Source organism: Pseudoalteromonas sp. NZS100_1 (assembly GCF_015864285.1).
GTDB classification, from domain to species: Bacteria; Pseudomonadota; Gammaproteobacteria; order Enterobacterales; family Alteromonadaceae; genus Pseudoalteromonas; species Pseudoalteromonas arctica.
The window spans coordinates 186646-206370 of the sequence record NZ_JADYXN010000002.1 but is presented as its reverse complement, the minus strand read 5'-3'; the positions used below and the strand labels follow the sequence as shown (position 1 = coordinate 206370).

Annotated in this window: 10 protein-coding genes and 2 pseudogenes; 4 read left to right on the top strand and 8 right to left on the bottom strand. The window is 39.5% G+C overall.

Translation table 11 applies throughout. The annotated features are described in order from the left end of the window. Positions 1-425: 425 nt before the first annotated feature. The 3 genes from nrdA (at position 426) to yfaE (ending at position 4176) form a co-directional block, all read left to right on the top strand. Positions 426-2708, top strand: a complete 2283-nt coding sequence (gene nrdA / locus I6F66_RS02205; RefSeq protein ID WP_165739716.1) for a class 1a ribonucleoside-diphosphate reductase subunit alpha — start codon at positions 426-428, stop codon at positions 2706-2708. A gap of 65 nt (positions 2709-2773) precedes the next feature. Next, positions 2774-3904: a class Ia ribonucleoside-diphosphate reductase subunit beta gene (gene nrdB, locus I6F66_RS02200; protein WP_165727486.1), complete on the top strand. Its 1131-nt coding sequence runs from the start codon at positions 2774-2776 to the stop codon at positions 3902-3904. Further along, positions 3904-4176 carry a class I ribonucleotide reductase maintenance protein YfaE gene (gene yfaE / locus I6F66_RS02195; protein ID WP_197208613.1) on the top strand — a complete coding sequence of 91 codons (273 nt, stop codon included), beginning with the start codon at positions 3904-3906 and terminating at the stop codon, positions 4174-4176. Before nrdB ends, yfaE begins: the two co-directional genes overlap by 1 nt. 88 nt (positions 4177-4264) lie before the next feature. Here yfaE and aldA read toward each other — a convergent pair whose 3' ends face one another. Genes aldA through I6F66_RS02180 form a run of 3 tightly spaced genes read right to left on the bottom strand, consistent with a single transcriptional unit; the run spans position 4265 to position 7536 of the window. Continuing rightward, entirely contained in the window at positions 4265-5713 is a 1449-nt protein-coding gene (gene aldA, locus I6F66_RS02190) for an aldehyde dehydrogenase (protein WP_197208611.1), read from the bottom strand. Between the two features lie 4 nt (positions 5714-5717). Further along, positions 5718-6482: a 2,5-didehydro-3-deoxy-L-galactonate 5-reductase gene (locus I6F66_RS02185; RefSeq protein WP_033016439.1), complete on the bottom strand. Its 765-nt coding sequence runs from the start codon at positions 6480-6482 to the stop codon at positions 5718-5720. 31 nt (positions 6483-6513) lie between these two features. Then, positions 6514-7536, bottom strand: a complete 1023-nt coding sequence (locus I6F66_RS02180; RefSeq protein ID WP_197208609.1) for a zinc-binding dehydrogenase — start codon at positions 7534-7536, stop codon at positions 6514-6516. A gap of 290 nt (positions 7537-7826) precedes the next feature. On the opposite strand from I6F66_RS02180, the gene I6F66_RS02175 reads away from it, so the two are divergent. Then, positions 7827-9782: a CRTAC1 family protein gene (locus I6F66_RS02175; protein WP_197178679.1), complete on the top strand. Its 1956-nt coding sequence runs from the start codon at positions 7827-7829 to the stop codon at positions 9780-9782. Between the two features lie 70 nt (positions 9783-9852). Here I6F66_RS02175 and I6F66_RS02170 read toward each other — a convergent pair. The 5 genes and pseudogenes from I6F66_RS02170 to I6F66_RS02150 all read right to left on the bottom strand — a co-directional run bounded on the left by I6F66_RS02170 (position 9853) and on the right by I6F66_RS02150 (position 19677). Further along, positions 9853-10349, bottom strand: a pseudogene (locus tag I6F66_RS02170) (helix-turn-helix domain-containing protein). A 115-nt stretch (positions 10350-10464) separates the two neighbouring features. Next, positions 10465-12828, bottom strand: coding sequence for an alkaline phosphatase D family protein (locus tag I6F66_RS02165; protein ID WP_197208607.1), 2364 nt, complete (start codon positions 12826-12828; stop codon positions 10465-10467). 305 nt (positions 12829-13133) lie between these two features. Continuing rightward, positions 13134-13259: pseudogene (locus I6F66_RS02160) on the bottom strand (IS3 family transposase); the annotation flags it as partial. Between the two features lie 98 nt (positions 13260-13357). Then, a complete protein-coding gene (locus I6F66_RS02155; protein ID WP_166376309.1) occupies positions 13358-16825 on the bottom strand; it encodes a TonB-dependent receptor in 3468 nt (1155 codons plus the stop codon). Positions 16826-17337: 512 nt separating this feature from the next. Beyond that, on the bottom strand, positions 17338-19677 hold the full coding sequence (locus tag I6F66_RS02150; RefSeq protein WP_197208605.1) for an alkaline phosphatase D family protein: 2340 nt from the start codon (positions 19675-19677) through the stop codon (positions 17338-17340). Between the last annotated feature and the right edge of the window lie 48 nt (positions 19678-19725).

Genomic DNA, 19725 nt, shown 5'->3' with positions numbered 1-19725 from the left:
ACTGAAACCATATATAGTGCCATGTTAATTATTAAACACTATATATTGTGATTGTGTTAGTTTTCACACAAAGCTTGTCGATAAAAAAAGCAGTCAAAATTTATTTTTAAAATGCGTAAATTTAGCAGATCATTAGTTGATTTTTGCATATTCTAACTTAAATGATTGTTCGAAGGTGAGTGTCTACTAACACAAATGCGTTATCCCAAAGTTATCCACATATAGGGGCAATTATGTCCCTTGCAAAACAACTCAGACCACACTATCTTGTGATCTCTAAATTGAACAACACCAGATATTGTGGCCAAATGTTATTCAATTAAATTCGCCATTACGGTGAAACTTATAATAAATGAGTACTTACCTTGCTATTGCGAGGTATGACCCATTGGTCAAAATACATAATTCCCAAGGAATACAGGCAAATGAACCAACAGTTATCTGTAAGCAAACGTGACGGGCGTAAAGAGCCTCTTGATCTTGATAAGATCCATCGCGTTATTGAATGGGCCGCCGAAGGTTTAAAAAACGTATCGGTTTCGCAAGTTGAATTAAAATCACACATTCAGTTTTACGACGGTATTCGTACTAAAGACATACACGAAACCATTATTAAAGCTGCTGCAGATCAAATTTCAAAAGAATCGCCTGATTACCAATACCTAGCGGCACGTTTAGCTGTATTCCATTTACGTAAAAAAGCGTATGGTCAATTTGAGCCACCACGTTTATTTAACCATGTAACAAAAATGGTTGAAGATAAACGCTACGACGCTCACTTACTTGTAGATTACACTGAGCAAGAGTTAGACGAGCTTGATGCATACCTCGATCATTCTCGCGATCTTAATTTTAGCTACGCGGCTGTAAAACAGCTTGAAGGTAAATACCTTGTTCAAAACCGTGTATCGGGCGAGATTTACGAAAGTGCACAGTTTTTATATATTTTAGTAGCTGCGAGCTTATTCTCTGACTACCCACGTGAAACACGCGTTTCTTACATTAAGCGTTTTTATGATGCAGTCTCGTTATTTAAAATATCATTACCTACGCCTATTATGGCAGGTGTACGTACGCCTACTCGCCAGTTTAGCTCATGTGTATTAATTGAGTGTGGCGACAGCCTTGATTCAATTAATGCTACATCGTCTGCGATTGTTAAATACGTATCACAACGTGCGGGCATTGGTATTAACGCAGGTCGTATTCGTGCGTTAGGTAGCCACATCCGTAATGGCGAAGCGTACCACACAGGTTGTATTCCTTTTTATAAGCACTTTCAAACAGCTGTTAAAAGTTGTTCGCAAGGTGGTGTACGTGGCGGCGCAGCAACATTGTTTTACCCGCTTTGGCACCTAGAAGTAGAAAACCTACTTGTGCTTAAAAATAACCGTGGTGTAGATGACAACCGTGTTCGCCACCTTGATTACGGCGTACAGTTTAATAAATTAATGTACTCTCGTTTAATTAAAGACGATTACATTACGTTATTTAGCCCATCAGACGTGCCAGGCCTTTACGACGCATTTTTTGAAGACCAAGAAGAGTTTGATGCGCTTTACGTAAAATATGAGCAAGACGAATCTATTCGTAAAAAGCGTATTAAAGCCATTGAGCTTTTCTCTATGTTTGCACAAGAGCGTGCAAGTACAGGTCGTATTTATTTACAAAATGTGGACCACTGTAATACACACAGCCCGTTCATTGCTAAAGTTGCGCCTATTCGCCAATCTAACTTATGTTTAGAAATTGCATTGCCAACTAAGCCACTAAGCAACGTAAACGACGAAGAAGGCGAAATTGCCCTTTGTACACTGTCTGCGTTTAACTTAGGCGCCATTGAGTCACTAGATGAGCTTGAAGAGCTAGCTGAACTTGCAGTGCGCGCACTTGATAACTTACTTGATTTCCAAGACTACCCTGTACCGGCTGCAAAAAATGCGACTATGGGTCGTCGTACACTAGGCATAGGCGTAATTAACTACGCATACTACTTAGCTAAAAACGGTAAGCGTTACTCAGATGGCAGCGCAAATGCACTGACTCACAAAACGTTTGAAGCGATTCAATACTACCTAATGAAAGCATCAAACGAGCTTGCTAAAGAACGTGGTGCATGTCCTAAGTTTAACGAAACAACGTATTCACAGGGCATTATGCCAACAGATACGTACAAACGTGACTTAGATAAAATTTGTGATGAACCACTTCACCTTGATTGGGATACATTACGTGCCAGCATTAAAGAGCACGGCATGCGTAACTCAACACTAAGTGCGTTAATGCCTTCAGAAACATCGTCGCAAATCTCTAACGCAACAAATGGTATTGAGCCACCACGTGGTCACATTAGCGTTAAAGCAAGTAAAGACGGTATTTTGAAACAAGTAGTGCCTGAGTACGAACGTTTAAAGAATAACTACGAGTTATTATGGGATATTCCATCAAACGATGGTTACCTACAACTTGTGGGCATAATGCAGAAATTTGTTGACCAAACTATATCGGCAAACACAAATTATGATCCAAATAAATTCGAAGGCGGTAAAGTACCTATGCAAGTCTTATTAAAAGACTTACTAACTGCGTACAAACTGGGTGTTAAAACCTTGTACTACCACAACACTCGCGATGGTGCCTCAGATATGCAAGAAGATACTCCAGAAGTGGAAGATGATGATTGTGAAGGCGGCGCGTGTAAAATATAGTTATTAATTTTTATTTTAAGCGGGCATTTAGCCCGCTTTTTCTGATAGTTTTTTGAGTGATAAACATGTCTTATACTACATTTAGCCGAAACCATAATAACCAAATGCTAGAGCCAATGTTTTTTGGCCAAACTGTTAACGTATCTCGTTATGACCAACAAAAATACCCAATTTTTGAAAAGTTAATCGAAAAGCAACTGTCTTTCTTTTGGCGTCCTGAAGAAGTAGATGTAAGCAAAGACCGTTTAGACTTTCAAGCATTACCCGATCACGAAAAGCATATATTTTTAAGTAACTTAAAATATCAAACTTTGCTTGATAGCGTACAAGGTCGTTCACCTAACGTTGCCCTACTTCCTATTGTATCGTTACCAGAGCTTGAAACATGGATAGAAACGTGGGCATTTAGTGAAACGATTCACAGCCGCTCGTACACGCATATTATTCGTAATGTTACGCAAGCCCCTGAACTTATTTTTGATGACATAGTTAGCAACGATAAAATAAGCGAACGTGCCGATGCTGTAACCACATACTACGATGACTTAATTAATTCAGTGTCGCTTTACAACCTTTACGGTGAAGGCAAACACGAAATTAACGGCAAAACAGTGATCGTTAATTTGTTCGAACTTAAAAAGAAACTTTACCTTGCCATGATGTCGGTAAATATTCTTGAAGCCATTCGTTTTTATGTAAGCTTTGCGTGTTCGTTTGCGTTTGCTGAGCGTGAATTAATGGAAGGTAACGCTAAAATCATTAAGCTTATTGCGCGTGATGAAGCACTTCATCTTTCGGGTACTCAGCATATTTTAAATATTATGCAAGACGGTAAAGACGACCCAGAAATGGCAATTGTTGCAGCTCAGTGCCGCGACGAAGCGATTAAAATGTTTGTAGAAGCCGCAGAGCAAGAAAAAGAATGGGCAGAGTACCTATTTAAAGATGGTTCTATGATTGGTCTAAACAAGCATATTTTATGTCAGTACGTTGAGTACATTACTAACGCACGTATGACCGCTATTGGCTTACCAGCACAGTTTGAAAATAACAGTAACCCTATCCCATGGATCAATTCATGGTTAGTGTCTGATAACGTGCAAGTAGCACCACAAGAAGCTGAAATTAGCTCATACCTTGTTGGTCAAATCGACTCGCAAGTAGATGCCTCTGAATTTGGTGACTTTGATTTATAATGAGTGACAAGTCTGCTGCAAGCATAACGCTTGCAGAAAACAGCCAGTGTATAGAATTTACCACTGGCTGCCCTTCTGTTTTACAGTGCTTAGAATCCATGAAAATAGACGTTGCATTCCAATGCCGCGAAGGTTACTGCGGCGCCTGCAGGGCAACGTTAGTGTCAGGTAGTGTTGAGTATAACGAAGAGCCACTGGCGTTTGTGCGCGAAGGCGAAATACTCCTGTGCTGCTGCAAGCCTAATGGCAATATAAGTATTAATTTAAAGTAATTTATGAGCAAAAATAAAAAGCCGATAATTTATTATCGGCTTTGTTATTTATAAATCAACGACCCAGGGAGATTGTTGTTTAATTATATTATTTTTCTTTTAAGTAAACGGTTTTCTTTTCTAGATATTGCTCTAAACCAAACTTACCGTCTTCACCGCCAAAGCCACTTTGTTTCCAGCCATTATGAAAACCTTGATGCTGCTCACCCATACCACGGTTAATATATACCTCACCCACTTCTAATTCGTTAATAGCTTTATTAATATCTGAAAAGTTTTGCGTAAATATATAAGCGCTTAAGCCATAAATACTGTCGTTACAGTACTGTATTGCTTGATCCATATCTTTAACTTTTACAATAGGGAGTACTGGCCCAAAAGTTTCTTCGTGTACTGCAATGTTATCTTGCTTAACGTCTACAAGTAACGTTGGTTCGTACCAACAACCACCTTCGAAACCCTCAACAGACGCAACTTTACCACCAGTGGCAATGCTTGCACCTTGCTTAATACTTTGTTGAACAATGTGATCAATGTTGTCTATTTCACGTTGATTACATTTAGGACCCATTTGTGTATCTGGGTTCATAGGATCCCCAACACGAAGTGCTTTTACAGCTGGTATAAATTTAGCCATAAATGCATCGTACACAGACTCTTGAATATATAAACGCTCAACACAGGTACATACTTGCCCGCAGTTAGCAAAGCGACCCCAAAGCGCACCTTCAACAGCCTCATCAAGGTCGGCATCTGCCATAACAACCATCGGGGCTTTACCGCCAAGTTCAAGCATTACAGGTGTCATGTATTCTGCGCTAGTTTTATAAATTTGCTTACCTGCCGCAGTAGAGCCTGTCATGGTGATCATTTTAGTTATTGGACTTTCACACAATGCTTGGCCAACAACAGACCCTGATCCATTAATAACGTTTAGCACGCCAGCAGGAATCCCCGCTTCGTTTGCTAAACGACCCAGCTCGGTGGTTGCTAAAGGTGTTTCTTGGGTAGGTTTTAATACAATAGAGTTACCTGTAATCAACGCAGGTCCAATTTTACGACCAGCCAATGCCAGCGGAAAATTCCACGCAGTAATACCAACAACTACGCCACGTGGCACTTTATGAATGTATATTTTTTCATCTTCGTTATCTGAAGGTAAAATATCGCCTTCAATAGTAAGTGCATGGTCGCATGCATAGTCAATAAAAGTCGCTGTTACGTCGACTTCCATTTGTGCAACTGATAGCAATTTACCTTGCTCTGCAACAAGCATTGGTGCAAGAATATCTTTATTTTCACGAATTTTATTAGCAAACACGCGCAATATATTTTGACGTGTGCGAGCTGTCAATTTAGCCCACTTTTTCTGGCCTACATTCGCTGACTCAAGTGCATACTGCGCATCTTCTATACAGCCTTTTGGTATTTCACCAATTTTTTTACCCGTAGAGGGGCTTAGTATTTCAATGATGCCGCTCGCTTTAGACGCAACATATTCACCGTTTATAAAATTTACATTATTATGGAAGTTCATTGAACTATCTCCCCATCCATCCGCCATCAACCAATAAAATAGCGCCGTTTACATAACTAGCAGCCTCAGAAGCCAAGAACACTGCGGGCCCTTTAAAGTCTTCAGGATTTCCCCATCGACCTTGTGGAATGCGCGCTAAGATGGCTGCATTACGCTCTTTGTCATTGCGTAATGCTTCAGTGTTATCGGTATCAATGTAACCTGGCGCAATGGCATTTACATTAATGCCTTTACCTGCCCATTCGTTAGAAAGCGCCATAACCAATTGCCCAATAGCACCTTTACTAGCTGCGTAACCTGGTACTGTAATACCACCTTGAAAAGTGAGCAAAGAAGCCGTGAAAATAACTTTACCCTCGCCATGCTCTATCATTTGTTTGCCTATTTCGCGGCTTAAAATAAATTGAGCATTTAAGTTAACTTCAATCACTTTATCCCATAAATCATCTCCATGCTCAGCCGCTGGTGCACGTAAGATTGTACCTGCATTATTGACTAAAATATCAATTTTAGGAAAATCGCTTTTAACATCATTAATAAAAGAATAAAGCGCATCACGATCACCAAAGTCACATTGATAGGCTTTAAAGTTTCGGCCAAGGGCTTTAACTTCTTTTTCTACTTCTGAGCCTTCAAGCTCTAAGCTTGCAGACACACCAATAATATCAGCGCCAGCCTGTGCTAAACCTAGTGCAATACCTTTACCAATACCGCGCTTACAACCTGTAACAAGGGCTACTTTGCCTTCTAAGCTAAATTTTTCTAACATATTATTCATTTTAATACCTTTATAATTTTTATTATTGTGGATTACATTCAACAAGCGCTTTCATGCCTTCTGGATTTCCATCCATACTCGCAAATGCACTACCAATATCAGTTAACGAACTAACCGAACTAATAAAAGGTTTAAGATCTATTTGGCCCGATGAAATTAACTCTATTGCCCAATCAAAATCTGCCGCTTCGTATACGCGCGCACCTAATAACTCCAACTCTTTCCAAAAGAATTGAAATAAATCGATTTCAGGTTTAACACTGTGAATAGCCACCATGACTATACGACCCCGACGCCCTGCTATTTCGGTCATAGCCTCTATTGCGGGTTTTACGCCTGATACTTCAAAAACTACGTCTGCGCCTTTTGTTTGCGTCCAGCTATCTACATAGGCAGCTAAATCTTCTTCAATGGGATTAACCGATTTAACACCTAGCTCATTGGCAAAAGCACGGCGGCTTTCGTTAGGCTCAGACACGAGCACTTCTGCACCAACACTTTTAGCAACCGCAGCAACTAATTGACCAATTGGCCCGCCACCAAGCACAACCACTTTCTCACCCGCTTGTAAGCGCGAGCGTCGTACATCATGGCACGCAACCGATAACGGCTCTATTAATGCGCCTTGTTTTAAATCAACGCCTGCTGGTAATTTATGTAAAGTACGCGCTTTAACTGTCCAGCTTGACTGAAAAGCACCTGGCGTATCTATTCCCATAAACTTTAAGTTTTGACAAATATGCGTATGCCCTGCATTACACGTAGGACAATCGCCACACCAATCTAATGGACGTACTACCACGTTTTCGCCTACAGCAAAGCCTTCAACGCCTTCACCTATTTCTGCAACAACACCTGATATTTCATGGCCAATTGTTTGCGGAATAGACACTCGTTGATCCATTACGCCGTGGTATATGTGCATATCTGTACCGCAAATCCCAACGTATCCAACACTCAATCTAATCTCACCCGCATTAGGTTTAATAGATGTGCCTTCAACAATGTTAAATGACTTGTTACCTATATATTGTGCAGCTTGCATATTTTTATACCTTCAAGAATGTTTAATTAAATAGTAACCAAGTAAAGCATCATTAAAACAATGCCGATACGAGGAATATCAAAGTGAACTATCACACCTCAATATGGTTTATTGTTAACAATTTACACCTAGGTATGTTGTTTGTAAAGCCACTATCAAAATTTAATATAACTTTAGAGCGCAAAAGCCAATACGTTAAAAAGCATTAAGAATAGTTATTAAAATTTACTTGTATGTTTTAATATCAACATATATTGTTAACAATTAACACGGTATAAAGAGGGACAATAATGATTAAAAACAAAAAATCTGCGCTTAGCGTAGTGATTATCAGCGCTCTAAACTTAGCGGGATGCAGTCAAAACATACAAACACACACGCCCAGTAGTAAAACAAATAACAACGTAGTCTTTTCTGACGTATCTGAACAAGCAGGTTTAATAACACAAAAAAATTGGAAGTATGGCGGCCCTACCATTGCAGATATAAACAGTGATGGTCACTATGACCTACTACTAACAAATCACGACACCACTCCTATTCGGTTATTTATGGCAAATGGCGATAATACATACACACTACAAGATAATATTTTTCCACGAGCAGATCTTCATGGGATGTCGGCCGGTGATTACGACAACGATGGCGATCTCGACGTACTTATTGCCCTAGGTGGCGGAAATGGCACCAAGCCTAAACCACAACGATTACTTAAAAACAATAATGGCAAATTTGAAGATAAAACTGTTGAAGCTGGCTTATCTAAAATGGGAGCTCGCGGGCGCTCTGTGCGTTGGATTGATGTAGATGGCGATGGCGATCTGGACTTTATACAGATAAACGCCGAAAAATTAATTCACGAAAACTCGCCACGTAATATAATTTTTGAAAATATTGGTAACGGAAAATTTGCTCATCACCCCTCACCTTCTTTTGAAAATATAAAAGCCGAGCGCGTATTATTAACCGATTATAATAACGACAACATACTCGATATTTTTGGCTTCGATGCTTATAATAATTTAAGTATATACAAAGGAAATAACGACTTTTCATTTACTGATGAAACTAACAACGTTATTACAAATAACAAAGAATATAAAAACACGTTAGTTATTGCTCAAGCTGATATTGATAACGATGGTGATATGGATTACTACCTAGCTCGCGGTAAACCAAATTACCAAATAGCTAATAATAGTATCTCGTATAACAAAGAAAATAAGCGGTTAGATTTGCGCGATGAAGGTAACAAGAGTCACGACGGTATAACACTCATTACAGACAACACAAACTCAGGAAGCCTTATATTAAGTGACTTTTATCACTTCCCACGCGCCAAACTATTAAGCCAAATGGATGTATATATCGGAGAGCAAAAAAAATTAATTAATACACCTAATAAAAATACAACTATTAGCCAACAAAAAGCGCTCGGTTTTCCAACTAAGCTTGATAAAACCGGCTGGTACATTGGTTATTTAGGTAATAATAAATGGCGTGTTGAATGGGTACTTACAGATAACCTTGCATGGGATATACGTGCATCGTTCAAAAATGTAGCTGAATACCAAAGTGATTGGCAGCCACAAAATCAAGTCCTTACCGATGTATTACTACGTAACGATAACGGTAAGCTAGTTGATATTTCATCTAAATTACCAGCATTAACAAACAGTAATAACTGGGGTGTTGTACCAGGAGATTTTAATAATGACACTAAAATAGACTTTATGGTTTATCGCTTTGGTAAGTTAAAAGAGCGTATTTCTGATGTACTCTTAATAAATCAAGGCGATTACAAGTTTGAAGCAACAACAGTGCATAATGCCAATACTGAAATAGGCCAAGATTCTCATGGTGATATGGGGGCTGCCTTTGATTATGACCAAGATGGTAAATTGGACCTACTCAGCGGTGATACAGACAACGGCCAGTGGCATTTGTATAAAAATACCACTGAGTTAAGCGACGCTCATTATACCCTTATAAGAGTTGGCTACTCAAAAAGTGGTATTGATCCGTATGGTGCAAAAGTACAAATTAAAACGCCAAGTGCAGCCCAATATCAAGTTATTGGTTCGCAAAGCGCATCTCACTCGCAAAGCTTACTTAATATTGTGCATTTTGGATTAGCACAAGCTGATACGCTTTCATCAGTTGTAATTACATGGCGAGATGGCAGCCAAAAAACGCTCACTAATGTTAAGGTAGACTCACTTATAAAAGTGGGAGAATTTAAGTAAGTCCTGTTTAATATGTACTAGCTCAGGCTTGATCTGACAGTTACCCATTTTTCTAATGATGACTGTTAGTTTAGATTTGAGCTAAATTCTTTTCTGCCCAAACCGTTTTTCCATCCAGTAATGTTTTAAGTGGTGTTCGACCGCAACATACTTTCCCTTGATGATTCCGATCATTGTTGTAGTAATCCATCCATTCGTCCAGATCTTTTTATAGTTCTTCCTTAAGCGTATAGCTAACAATTGAACGAACACCACTACCTAAAACAAACACGCCTAATTTACGAAGCTCATTGCTGCTTCTATGATGGCCGTGAGCAGGATAGTCAACTGCATATTTAATGACGGCTTGCTCTGTTTCTTCGTCAACGCGATTCTTTATATTTGGTGTACGGCGGTTCTTTTCGATTAATGCATCAATCCCCCCTCATTAACGAGTTCTTGATAACGATAAAATGTATCTCGTGATACGCCCATGACTTTACAGGCTCTTGATACATTACCTAGTTCTTCAGCGAGGTTAAGTAAACCAGCTTTGTGTTTTATGGTTGGGTTGTTAGTATGCAACATGAGAGTTACCTTTTTGTTTGTTTTGATTTAAAGATTCGACACCTTTATCAAAACGGGTAACTCTCACTTTTTTCAAGTTGAATTGTCAGATATTGTCTGAACTAATACATATAAGTTAACTTAATATATTTTTGCCTTTATTCTCTTGTTGATGAATAGTTACTGGCCATCCTGGATACTGATTACTTGCTTTACCATCAGCTATATCTATTAAAAACTTATATGCTTCCATTGTGTATGTCAGCTTTTCAGAATCAAATGTAATAAAGCCAAAACCACTCCCTTTCTCATGTGCCTTTACATAACGATTACTGGATTTACCAACCTGTGGATTTCCTACCGCATAGACATAAATCTTATTACCGAAAGTGTCATTATATTCGCCAGTTTCGCCAAGGCCGTGTGCTGGCCGGTTTTGGTAAGGCATGCTCATCGAATCAGGTTTCCACCATCTTGGCCAACCGGCAGAAATAGCTGGCGTACAAAAAGCCCAATTGCTATCTCTTTGCTGGTTTACGCCATATTGCGATAAAGAACCTAAATGGGTATCTCCACAAATATGTAACGCCATAGAGTCACGCATTGCGTCAATTGCACGGTTACGTGCAGATGCAGGCCAACCACTCGAATCAAAATCATATTTCAAGAAGCGATCAGGCAAGGGCTGATGAGTAGAAATAGCAGCAAACACCGTTTGACTTAATACCGCTTTTAATTTATGCCCACGCCAATCATTACCCCACTTTATAAGAAAGTTCTCTTGGTGGTTTCCTAACAGGTCTAAGCCGGGGGGATTGAATATAGGATTATAAAAAAGTGGGTCTTCATCTTGTCCCGTTTCGCCAACCGCAACATTAATACGCTCTGGGCCACTTTTCCATTGTCTGTCGGCAAGAATCGCAAAACCGACACCGCCATATAGCATAGTGCCATAATACGAGCTAATACCATTAGTTGGCGTTGGATCATAAGGATCTGGATTATGGTTGAGAGTGGTTTTATGTATCATATTTACCACGCGTGCAGAATCAATGTAACCACCTAATGCACTTGCTGAAGGGTCTTTGGAAATGTTTTCCATCCTTGCACCACCTTCCCCCCACAAATTACCTTGGAGTACATCATGATCATCGGGCAAACAAATTGTCGGTTGATTACGCATTACCTCTTTGAAAGCCAAGCCAAACTGATAGAATTTGCGTAAGTAATTTAAAATCGCTAAATTATCTGGAGTACGAATTACACCAAATCCGCCATGACTTTCATAAATTTGATCACCAGAAAAGAACACCAAATCGGGGTTTAGTTTTTCGACATTTTGAGCAACAGGTTGGTACGGAAAACCATAATCATTTTGACACGTGAGCGCGGCCATTCGTAATTTTTCACTCGCTGGGTTCGCTTTTATAATCCCTGAATATATATCTGGGGTTTGTGTACCATCTGTGTGTTTTTCACGGTATACAACCCGAAAAGGCGTATCGCGTGTTTCATCCCAATTAGCAATACGAAAGGTCGCCAACCAGCCATCATGGTCTATGACTTGCGAATCAATAGCGAGCCACTGATCATCACGCTGTATTTGTAGTTCTATTTGCTGATTATCTTGTTCACCTATAGGCCCTGTGTAAGCACTCAACTTCATCACAAAGCCTTCATCACTCAATGTATCGTTTAACGAATACATAGTCCAAAGTATCGGACCAAACGCTTGTTCATCTATTACTGAAAATGCTTCACCTTGCATGGTCCAATTACTAAATTTATATCGTGCGCCCAACTTGTCTTCAGGTGCATTTTCATATGTGACGGATGGAATCGAAAAGTTACTCACCAACGCCACATTGCCTAATAATTCAGTGGCTGCAGCCAAATGAGTGAGAGTACCTATCACTTTTCCTGACGACGTTAAACTAGCCGTTAACTCTAAAGCCATGGCACCTGATTGAGGTGTTCCAGTCAGCGTTAAAGTAACAGCTTGATCCTCTATCGGAATCGATATAGGCACGGTGTTATTGCCTAACACTAAATCGTTGTTTTTAATACCAAGGTCATAACCCTGCTGTACAAAACAATTACTACGGTATTCATTTAATTCACTTTTAGCACCAAGACGAATACCCGCGCCACCATCGTTGCTGTTTTGCTCTAAGCGAGACACTTGCACCGACATTGTAAAAGCTTGGTCAAGATGCGCTATTTGGTGAGTGAGTGAATGAACACTACGATTACCACCTCTACTTCTACATTCAGCAGCACCATTAACTACGCGCCAATCCTCCATTGGATTAGCCCAATATTGTTTTCCAAGCCATACTCTATCATACGTTTTATACCAATTATCATGATGAGATTTAGTACCGCGGGTAGTTGTTGAAGCCACTGTCCCAAAACTGCTAGTGCAACCAGAAATTCCTGTAGCAGCAACACCAGCAGCTAGTATTTTGAGGACTGAACGACGAGATATGTTTTTGTTCATAGTTTTAATCTCACAAATCAAATATTGTTAACAGTAAACAAACTATATTTGATTTTTTACTAAAGATCAGCATTTTTTTTCTAAAAACGGTTACAAATTGATAAAAGTTAATTGCAAGTATTATCAGTGATGTTTACCTAGACACTAAATATTTTACCTAGCTTGTTATAAAAAGGTATTATTGCTGATAGTTTTCTTAACCCGCCCTATATAAAGCTTTGTTTAGATAACCGATTAGAGCTTCCCACTATGAGAAAACTACAGTAACAATTTCTAAAATGAGATAGATTCTCCACTTTCAGTTAATAAATTTTTTGGGCTTGTTTATAAGTCATATCGCCTTTTTCTACAGCGTCGACAACTTGCAATTTAAAGCCTAATGAATAATCTCGTTGTGTTCTTTTAATCGGTGTATTATTTGACTTGGTCATAATAAGCCCTAAATGTGTAAACACATTTCAGGACGAGACAAGTAACAAAAGCCAAAAAGCCCGCAGCAATGCTGCGGGCTTTTTATTAGATTAAAAATTTAGAAATTAATACGGGTATTAAGTCTAAATGTACGTCCGGTATGATACTGGTAGACCGTGCGTGACTTAGTTGCATCCCCTTCTAGTGGGCTGCCTTCGGAGAACGTTTGACCACCAGCATTTAAGAAACGACTCGTAAAGTATTGGCGTACGCCTTCGTCGGTTACATTGGCAACTTGTAGTGATACCGTCATGTAGTTATTTACTTTATAACTTGCAGAAAAGTCGAGCGTTTTACGTCCCTCTTCCCACAGCGATCCGTTTTCCCATGAGCGTTGTACAAGCTGATCGGTTGTCCCTTGGTAAGATAGACGTAATTGATGACCATCTTTTTCCCAAAAACCCGTTACGTTGTAGCTATGCTCTGGCGTATAGGCAACCGCCAATGAAGGAATTTTTACATTATTATCAATCGATGATACTTCTTGATCGTACTTACTGTCTTGATATGTATAGTTAGCCTGTAAGCCAAGGCCGGACCAAATACCCGGTAAGTTATCGTAGGTTTGCATGTATTGAAGCTCTAACCCTTTAATACTTGCCCCTTTACCATTTTTAATACGGGTAGTGTTAAATTTGGCACACATTTGCTCTAAGTCACCTGAATACATCCACTCTTTTTGATAATCCTGGCCACCTTGGAACCGTTTAGGCATACACCCTTCTAAGCTATCTTGGCCAGCAATCAGTACTAAATCATTTGGATCATAGGTTTCGCCTTCTGTTAAACCTACGTCACGTAAATCATCCATGTAAGTAACGATTGTTTCTGATTCTTCAAAGTTAGTCATATCTTTATAGAATAACGTCGCGGCTAATAAGCCGGAATCATTAAAGTACCATTCATAAGATAAATCTAAATTAAATGATTCAAGAGGGTCTAATTTAGGATTAGTCAGTGTAATTGAGTTATTACGATTTTCGCCACCCCATTGCGTTTCTCTCACTTTAAAACCAGGGCGAAGCGAGTCAATTTGCGGGCGTGCCATTGTTTTTGATGCTGCGAAACGAATAATGGTATCTTCACTGTATAAGTAATTTAGATTTAAACTCGGTAAAAATAAATCATATTCATGCTCATCCGTAACGGCAAAAGAGCGTAAACTTCTGTCTTCCGTTGGTAATAAATTTCCTGCTTCATCATAAACTCGTTCACCGTAAATCCAATGTTTTTCTGTCGAAACATCAGAATGACGCCATAAATACCACTCAGATTCAAACTCGCTACCTTGTATCGCGTTAGGATCATGACACGGGCCTTGATCTGGTATCCTAACATCATCAGTCTTATCATTGGTTCCTAAGGTGTCATAACCCAAACCATCCGTTCTAGACCAACGAATTTCTTCATTATAATTAGTGCCATAAAACGGAGTCGCTGCACAAAGCGGTAAACTTGGGTCACGCAGTTCTGCAAGCTTGAATGGATCCATTAAACGGGCATTATTTGATGGGTCATAAGCAAACTGCACACCTGATGCACCTTGAACTTCAACCGTTGTTTTAACATAACGAACACCGACATCACCACTAATGCGTCCATCTAATAACTCAAAGTTGAGCTTTGTGTAAAATGCTAGGTTATCGAATTCTGTATTTCTTGTATTTGAATTATCAGTATTAAATGCCACTTCTGGGCTACCTAACGCAACTTCAAACGCTTTGAAAGCTGAAAAGCTATTCCAACCATCAGTTACATTATCGCGACCATAACCAAGGCCTGCCATAAAATCATCTACTGGGAATTCATTGCCGTCTGTAACCATTGCCCCGGTGATATCACGTAAGCCACTGCCTAAAACCGCAGGTAATCCAGTATTTGGGTTTGTAATTACAACGCCTTCACCTACACTGTTAAAAGACCCTTGCTGTGCATCAACATACTTAGAACGTTTAGACCATTTAGCACCAAATTCGATTGAACGAAAGTTATTTGAATCTAGAACGTAGTCAAAGTCGACAAATAATGACTTTTGTTCATCTTCTACCCTATTTAAAGTTCTGCCCATGTAAGATAAATGCTGAGCATCTAATTCGTCAGGGTTAAACCCGGTAGTGCTATAGTTATCCCACAGGCTTTCTGGATCACCAAAGGTATTATTTTCGCCATAGTCAATTAAGCCCGTACCGGTTACTAAATTACACTTCCCACTAATACAGTCATAACCCACAGGTTCCATATCTTCAGGCGGAACATTTTTTAAACTCCATGCACTAATGTTTGCAAAATTTTGTAATGCTACATATACAGAATTATTGGGTATTTGCTCAGTTTTAGAGTAACCAACTCCCGCATCCATCGTTAATGAATCACTAAAATTATGGTTCATATCTAAAGAAAATATTTGATTGTTATTTTCAAAATCCCCTTCAGATTGCACCAAGCCACCACTGCCAAAGCGGTTAACAAATTTAGTAAATGTATTCGTTTCTAAATCAATGGTACGCCAGTCTTGTTCAGGATCTGTATATTCAGCAGTTACACCAGCCAAACCAGGGTCTTCACCTTCAACCAAGTTTTTAGTTTCTACTGAGCGGGTGTTAATTCCATGCATAGAATTATTTATATCTTGCTTACCAACAATAGCATTAAAGTTAAATTCAGTATTTTCTGTTGCGCGCCATTGTAAACCTAGACTGAAATTCACACGATCATTTTGACTTTCTTGATATTGATACTGTACGGCTCGAGGTGTAATACCTACAGCATTTTCAATAACATTACCGTTAGTATCTTTCGCTAAAGGGGATTCTAAGGCATACCAATCTGTTGCCGAGTATTGATCTTTACGATACGCATTGGTTTCTTTAACTGCTGTTACAACCACGCCAAACGTATCATCAAAAAACTTTCTTGAAAATGTACCCGACACTTTGTAATTATCTTCTTCTGATAAGTCATTGTAACGACCTTCGAGCGTCATGGTGTTTATTTCGTAGTTTAAATCTAACGGCTTAGTTGTTGTTAAATTTATATTGGCACCTAATGCCCCCTCTTCATGATCGGCACTTGGGGTTTTAACCACTTCTATTTTAGATAAGATATCTGAAGAATACTGCGATAAATCGACACCTTGACTATAACCTGTTGAGCCAAGCTGGACACCATTCATACTGATGTTATTTTGTTGTGAATTAGCGCCACGAACAGTCACCCGTGCGCCTTCACCATCAACAGATTGCACCGACACACCAGTTACACGAGAAAGCGCATCAGCAATATTTTGATCGGTAGACTTACCAATGTCTTCAGCGTTTATGGAGTCAACAACGTTTTCAGCAAAACGCTTATCATTAATAGATTTTTTAAGACTGGCGGCTAACCCGCTGACTTCAATTATTTCAATATCGGCTTCTACTTTCGATTTTTCTTGTGTGCTTTCGTCTTGCTTGGCGTAAACCAATTGTGTTGCAAGTACTGCAGCTGTAATCGCGCTCAACTTGAACGCTTTGTTGATGATTGTCATGTGTGTTCCCTTTCTAAGGTATTATTATGTTGTCAGGTTAATCTTTTGTAAACAATAATATAATAACCAAACGATTGTCAACTGTATTTTGTTAACAATCTTTACTTAATTATAAAAAAGCAACTTAATGCGTAAGCATTAAATTGCTCTTAATTAACAGTGTTAAAGTAAATATTTACACAGAGTTTATCTAGGGCGTGTTGATCTTTGTAGATTGAAATTTGTTCAATCTAGGGGCGATTAAATCGCGGCGCGAGGTTTGTAACCTAGTGGGCTAAGTAAAAACCGAGCAAAGCTTCCGCGTCCTGCTCACGCCCCTTACCTACATCCATGTAGGCAACAAAGAGTAAGTAGCCCCTAGGAAGAACCCTTTGGGCAGCGCCTGTTTGGCATTAATGCTACGTTATCGCCTATTCATGGGGAATAACCACACTACATAGGCTCCGCCTTGCCTAAAAACCAAACAGTCTGCTGCAAATTCACCCACCAAAGATCAACACGCCCTAGCCTAATCAAAATTCTTTTATATACGGCCAACCAGCAAACTGTTTGCCTATAGAAGGATCGGTATTCCATTCCCAACACTCTAACTGATAATATTTTTTAGCGTGATTTATTTTAATAATTCCGTAACCTTCGCTTTTTAAGTTTCGGTCTGCTAAAAATTTACCCCACGTTGTATTTTGTTTAGCAAAAAGCTTATGCGTTACTTTTGGATTAGCTGCGGCCAGTACACGCATTTTATTACCAAACGTGTCGGTAAAATCACCGGTATTTTTGTCGTTGTTTCGCTGATTGGGTAAAGGTGCGTGGGGTTCAAACCAACGCTGCCAAAACGCCGCACTAGCTGGGCCTGCAAAAAACAAACTGCCATCATCAAAAGTATTTATTCCTTGGTAGGCAAGCAACCCGAGGTGTTGATCTCCCGCAATTACTAATGCGTTAGCGTCACTTACTAGTTTTACTGCGCGTGTACGCCCATCAGCCGGGTAGCCATGTGCATCGTAATCTATTAATGCTTTGCCATTTTCATCGGTTTGAGGCGACCCCCACATGGAAGCTGTAATACATATTTTAGGTTTACCCGGGTGCATAGTTTGCCAGTCTTTTAAAAAGGCTTCTTGGCGTTTACCTAATAACTCACCCGTTGTGGCAAGCTTATTAGCTTTGTAGTCAGGTGGCGTTTTAAATTTACGATCCTCAACCATCGCAAAACTAATACCGCCATATTCAAATGCAGCATAACTAACCGGAATATCATATTTTATCGGTGTGGGATCGTAAGGGTCTGGATTGTGACCGTTTTGCATACGGTAAATCATTCTAACTAAGTCTTTATCCCACTTATAACCACCGTCTTCTTCTTTTGGCATATCGGAGTGCTCGGCTCCATCGCCCCACAAGTTACCTTGCAGTACATCATGATCATCAACCAAAACAAGTGTAGGCTTATCTTTTATACTATCGGCAAATGCCCAGTACCATAAGTACCATTTATATAAGGTATCTAGTTTGGCATCTTTTGTGTGCCGACCATAACGAGTTGGGTATGTTTCATAGTACTGATCGCCACAAAAAACATACATATCAGGGTTATGATAATTGGCATTTTCAACAAGCTCAGTGTGAGGGAATAAAATATTATCTTTGGTGTAACGCCCTAAATCGCGCTCGCTGCTAATAAGGCGCGTGTAATGTGTGTTGTCTAAGCTTTTGGAGGTAGGAATAATACAAGAGTACAATGCAATCGTGAATTCTTTAGTATTTTGTGGGTCCTTAGCAATAGTGCCAAAGTATAAAGTGTCTTCAGGCTTTTGTGGGTTAACAATTCTGTATTGAGCTTGTTTTAAATAGTTCCAATTACTTAACCTAAACCTTGCTACAAACCCATCTTCAATTTTTGCTGTGCCTGCATGCTGCCAATCCAATTGGTTTTCAAACTTATATTGCAGCTCTACGCGTGAAAATTCTTTAATATTAATAGGCATTAACTGACAAGATAACTTGAGGACCTGTTTATTAACGCTATACATACACCCCATAACCGGGCCTAAGGTATTGGCATTATTTAGAGTTATTTTACCGCCACCGGTTTCAATATCACTAAACCCCCAACGTGCGCCTGCTACAAAAGGCTCTGAGGAGCTTAATAACGAAATCCCCCCTTGCAGTTGATCTGCGGGTACTTTGTGAAGTAAAGCAAATCCTAACTCCTGGGCTGTATTTGTGTTACTTGCCACAAGACGAATATCAAAATGGTGTGTATCTATTGGGTCTAAATGGCAATCGAGTGTTATTTTATCGCCGCTTTTATATTGTTGTATATTAAATGGAGCACGATTAATAATAGTAAAATCAAGCGCTTTGCTTTCATCATCAAACTGTCTAAATGATAATTTACCTAAACTGTCAAAGGCGGCAATTATTCCGCCATTTTCGCCACCAGCTCGCTGTGCTAAAGCAGCACCTTTAGCTGATAGCTCACCTTTGCCAATTCCTAATAAAAATCCACAAAAGCCCTCTTCATTCGGTGTTAAATTGCGTACGGTGGCTTTTATACGCCCACTTTGTAATGAGCCATTAAGCTGCCTAGAGAGTAACGATACAGTACGCGCTTCAAAATCTTTTCCTTCTCGGGTACATAAAAGCTCATTACCTATACGCTGCCAATCTTGTAGTCTGTTGCCCCAAAAATGCTTACCAAGCCACACCTGCTTACTAAAATTCGTATTATCTAATGGCGCAGTTGAGGTTAAGTCACCTCGGTATGATGCAAATAATCCGCTGCAACCACTTAACAGGCTTGAACTTAGTAGACCAGCGCTGAGTTTTAAAAAACTTCTCCGTTTCATTTTAATCACCTTTATTATTGTGTGTGGATTAGGGCGCCTTGTGTAGAC

Bases quoted from the DNA above. Each gene is read 5' to 3' on its own strand.
- yfaE (WP_197208613.1), top strand. From the start codon at position 3,904: ATGAGTGACAAGTCTGCTGCAAGCATAACGCTTGCAGAAAACAGCCAG.
- aldA (WP_197208611.1), bottom strand. From the start codon at position 5,713: ATGAACTTCCATAATAATGTAAATTTTATAAACGGTGAATATGTTGCG.
- nrdA (WP_165739716.1), top strand. From the start codon at position 426: ATGAACCAACAGTTATCTGTAAGCAAACGTGACGGGCGTAAAGAGCCT.
- I6F66_RS02175 (WP_197178679.1), top strand. From the start codon at position 7,827: ATGATTAAAAACAAAAAATCTGCGCTTAGCGTAGTGATTATCAGCGCT.
- I6F66_RS02155 (WP_166376309.1), bottom strand. From the start codon at position 16,825: ATGACAATCATCAACAAAGCGTTCAAGTTGAGCGCGATTACAGCTGCA.
- I6F66_RS02165 (WP_197208607.1), bottom strand. From the start codon at position 12,828: ATGAACAAAAACATATCTCGTCGTTCAGTCCTCAAAATACTAGCTGCT.
- I6F66_RS02180 (WP_197208609.1), bottom strand. From the start codon at position 7,536: ATGCAAGCTGCACAATATATAGGTAACAAGTCATTTAACATTGTTGAA.
- nrdB (WP_165727486.1), top strand. From the start codon at position 2,774: ATGTCTTATACTACATTTAGCCGAAACCATAATAACCAAATGCTAGAG.
- I6F66_RS02185 (WP_033016439.1), bottom strand. From the start codon at position 6,482: ATGTTAGAAAAATTTAGCTTAGAAGGCAAAGTAGCCCTTGTTACAGGT.
- I6F66_RS02150 (WP_197208605.1), bottom strand. From the start codon at position 19,677: ATGAAACGGAGAAGTTTTTTAAAACTCAGCGCTGGTCTACTAAGTTCA.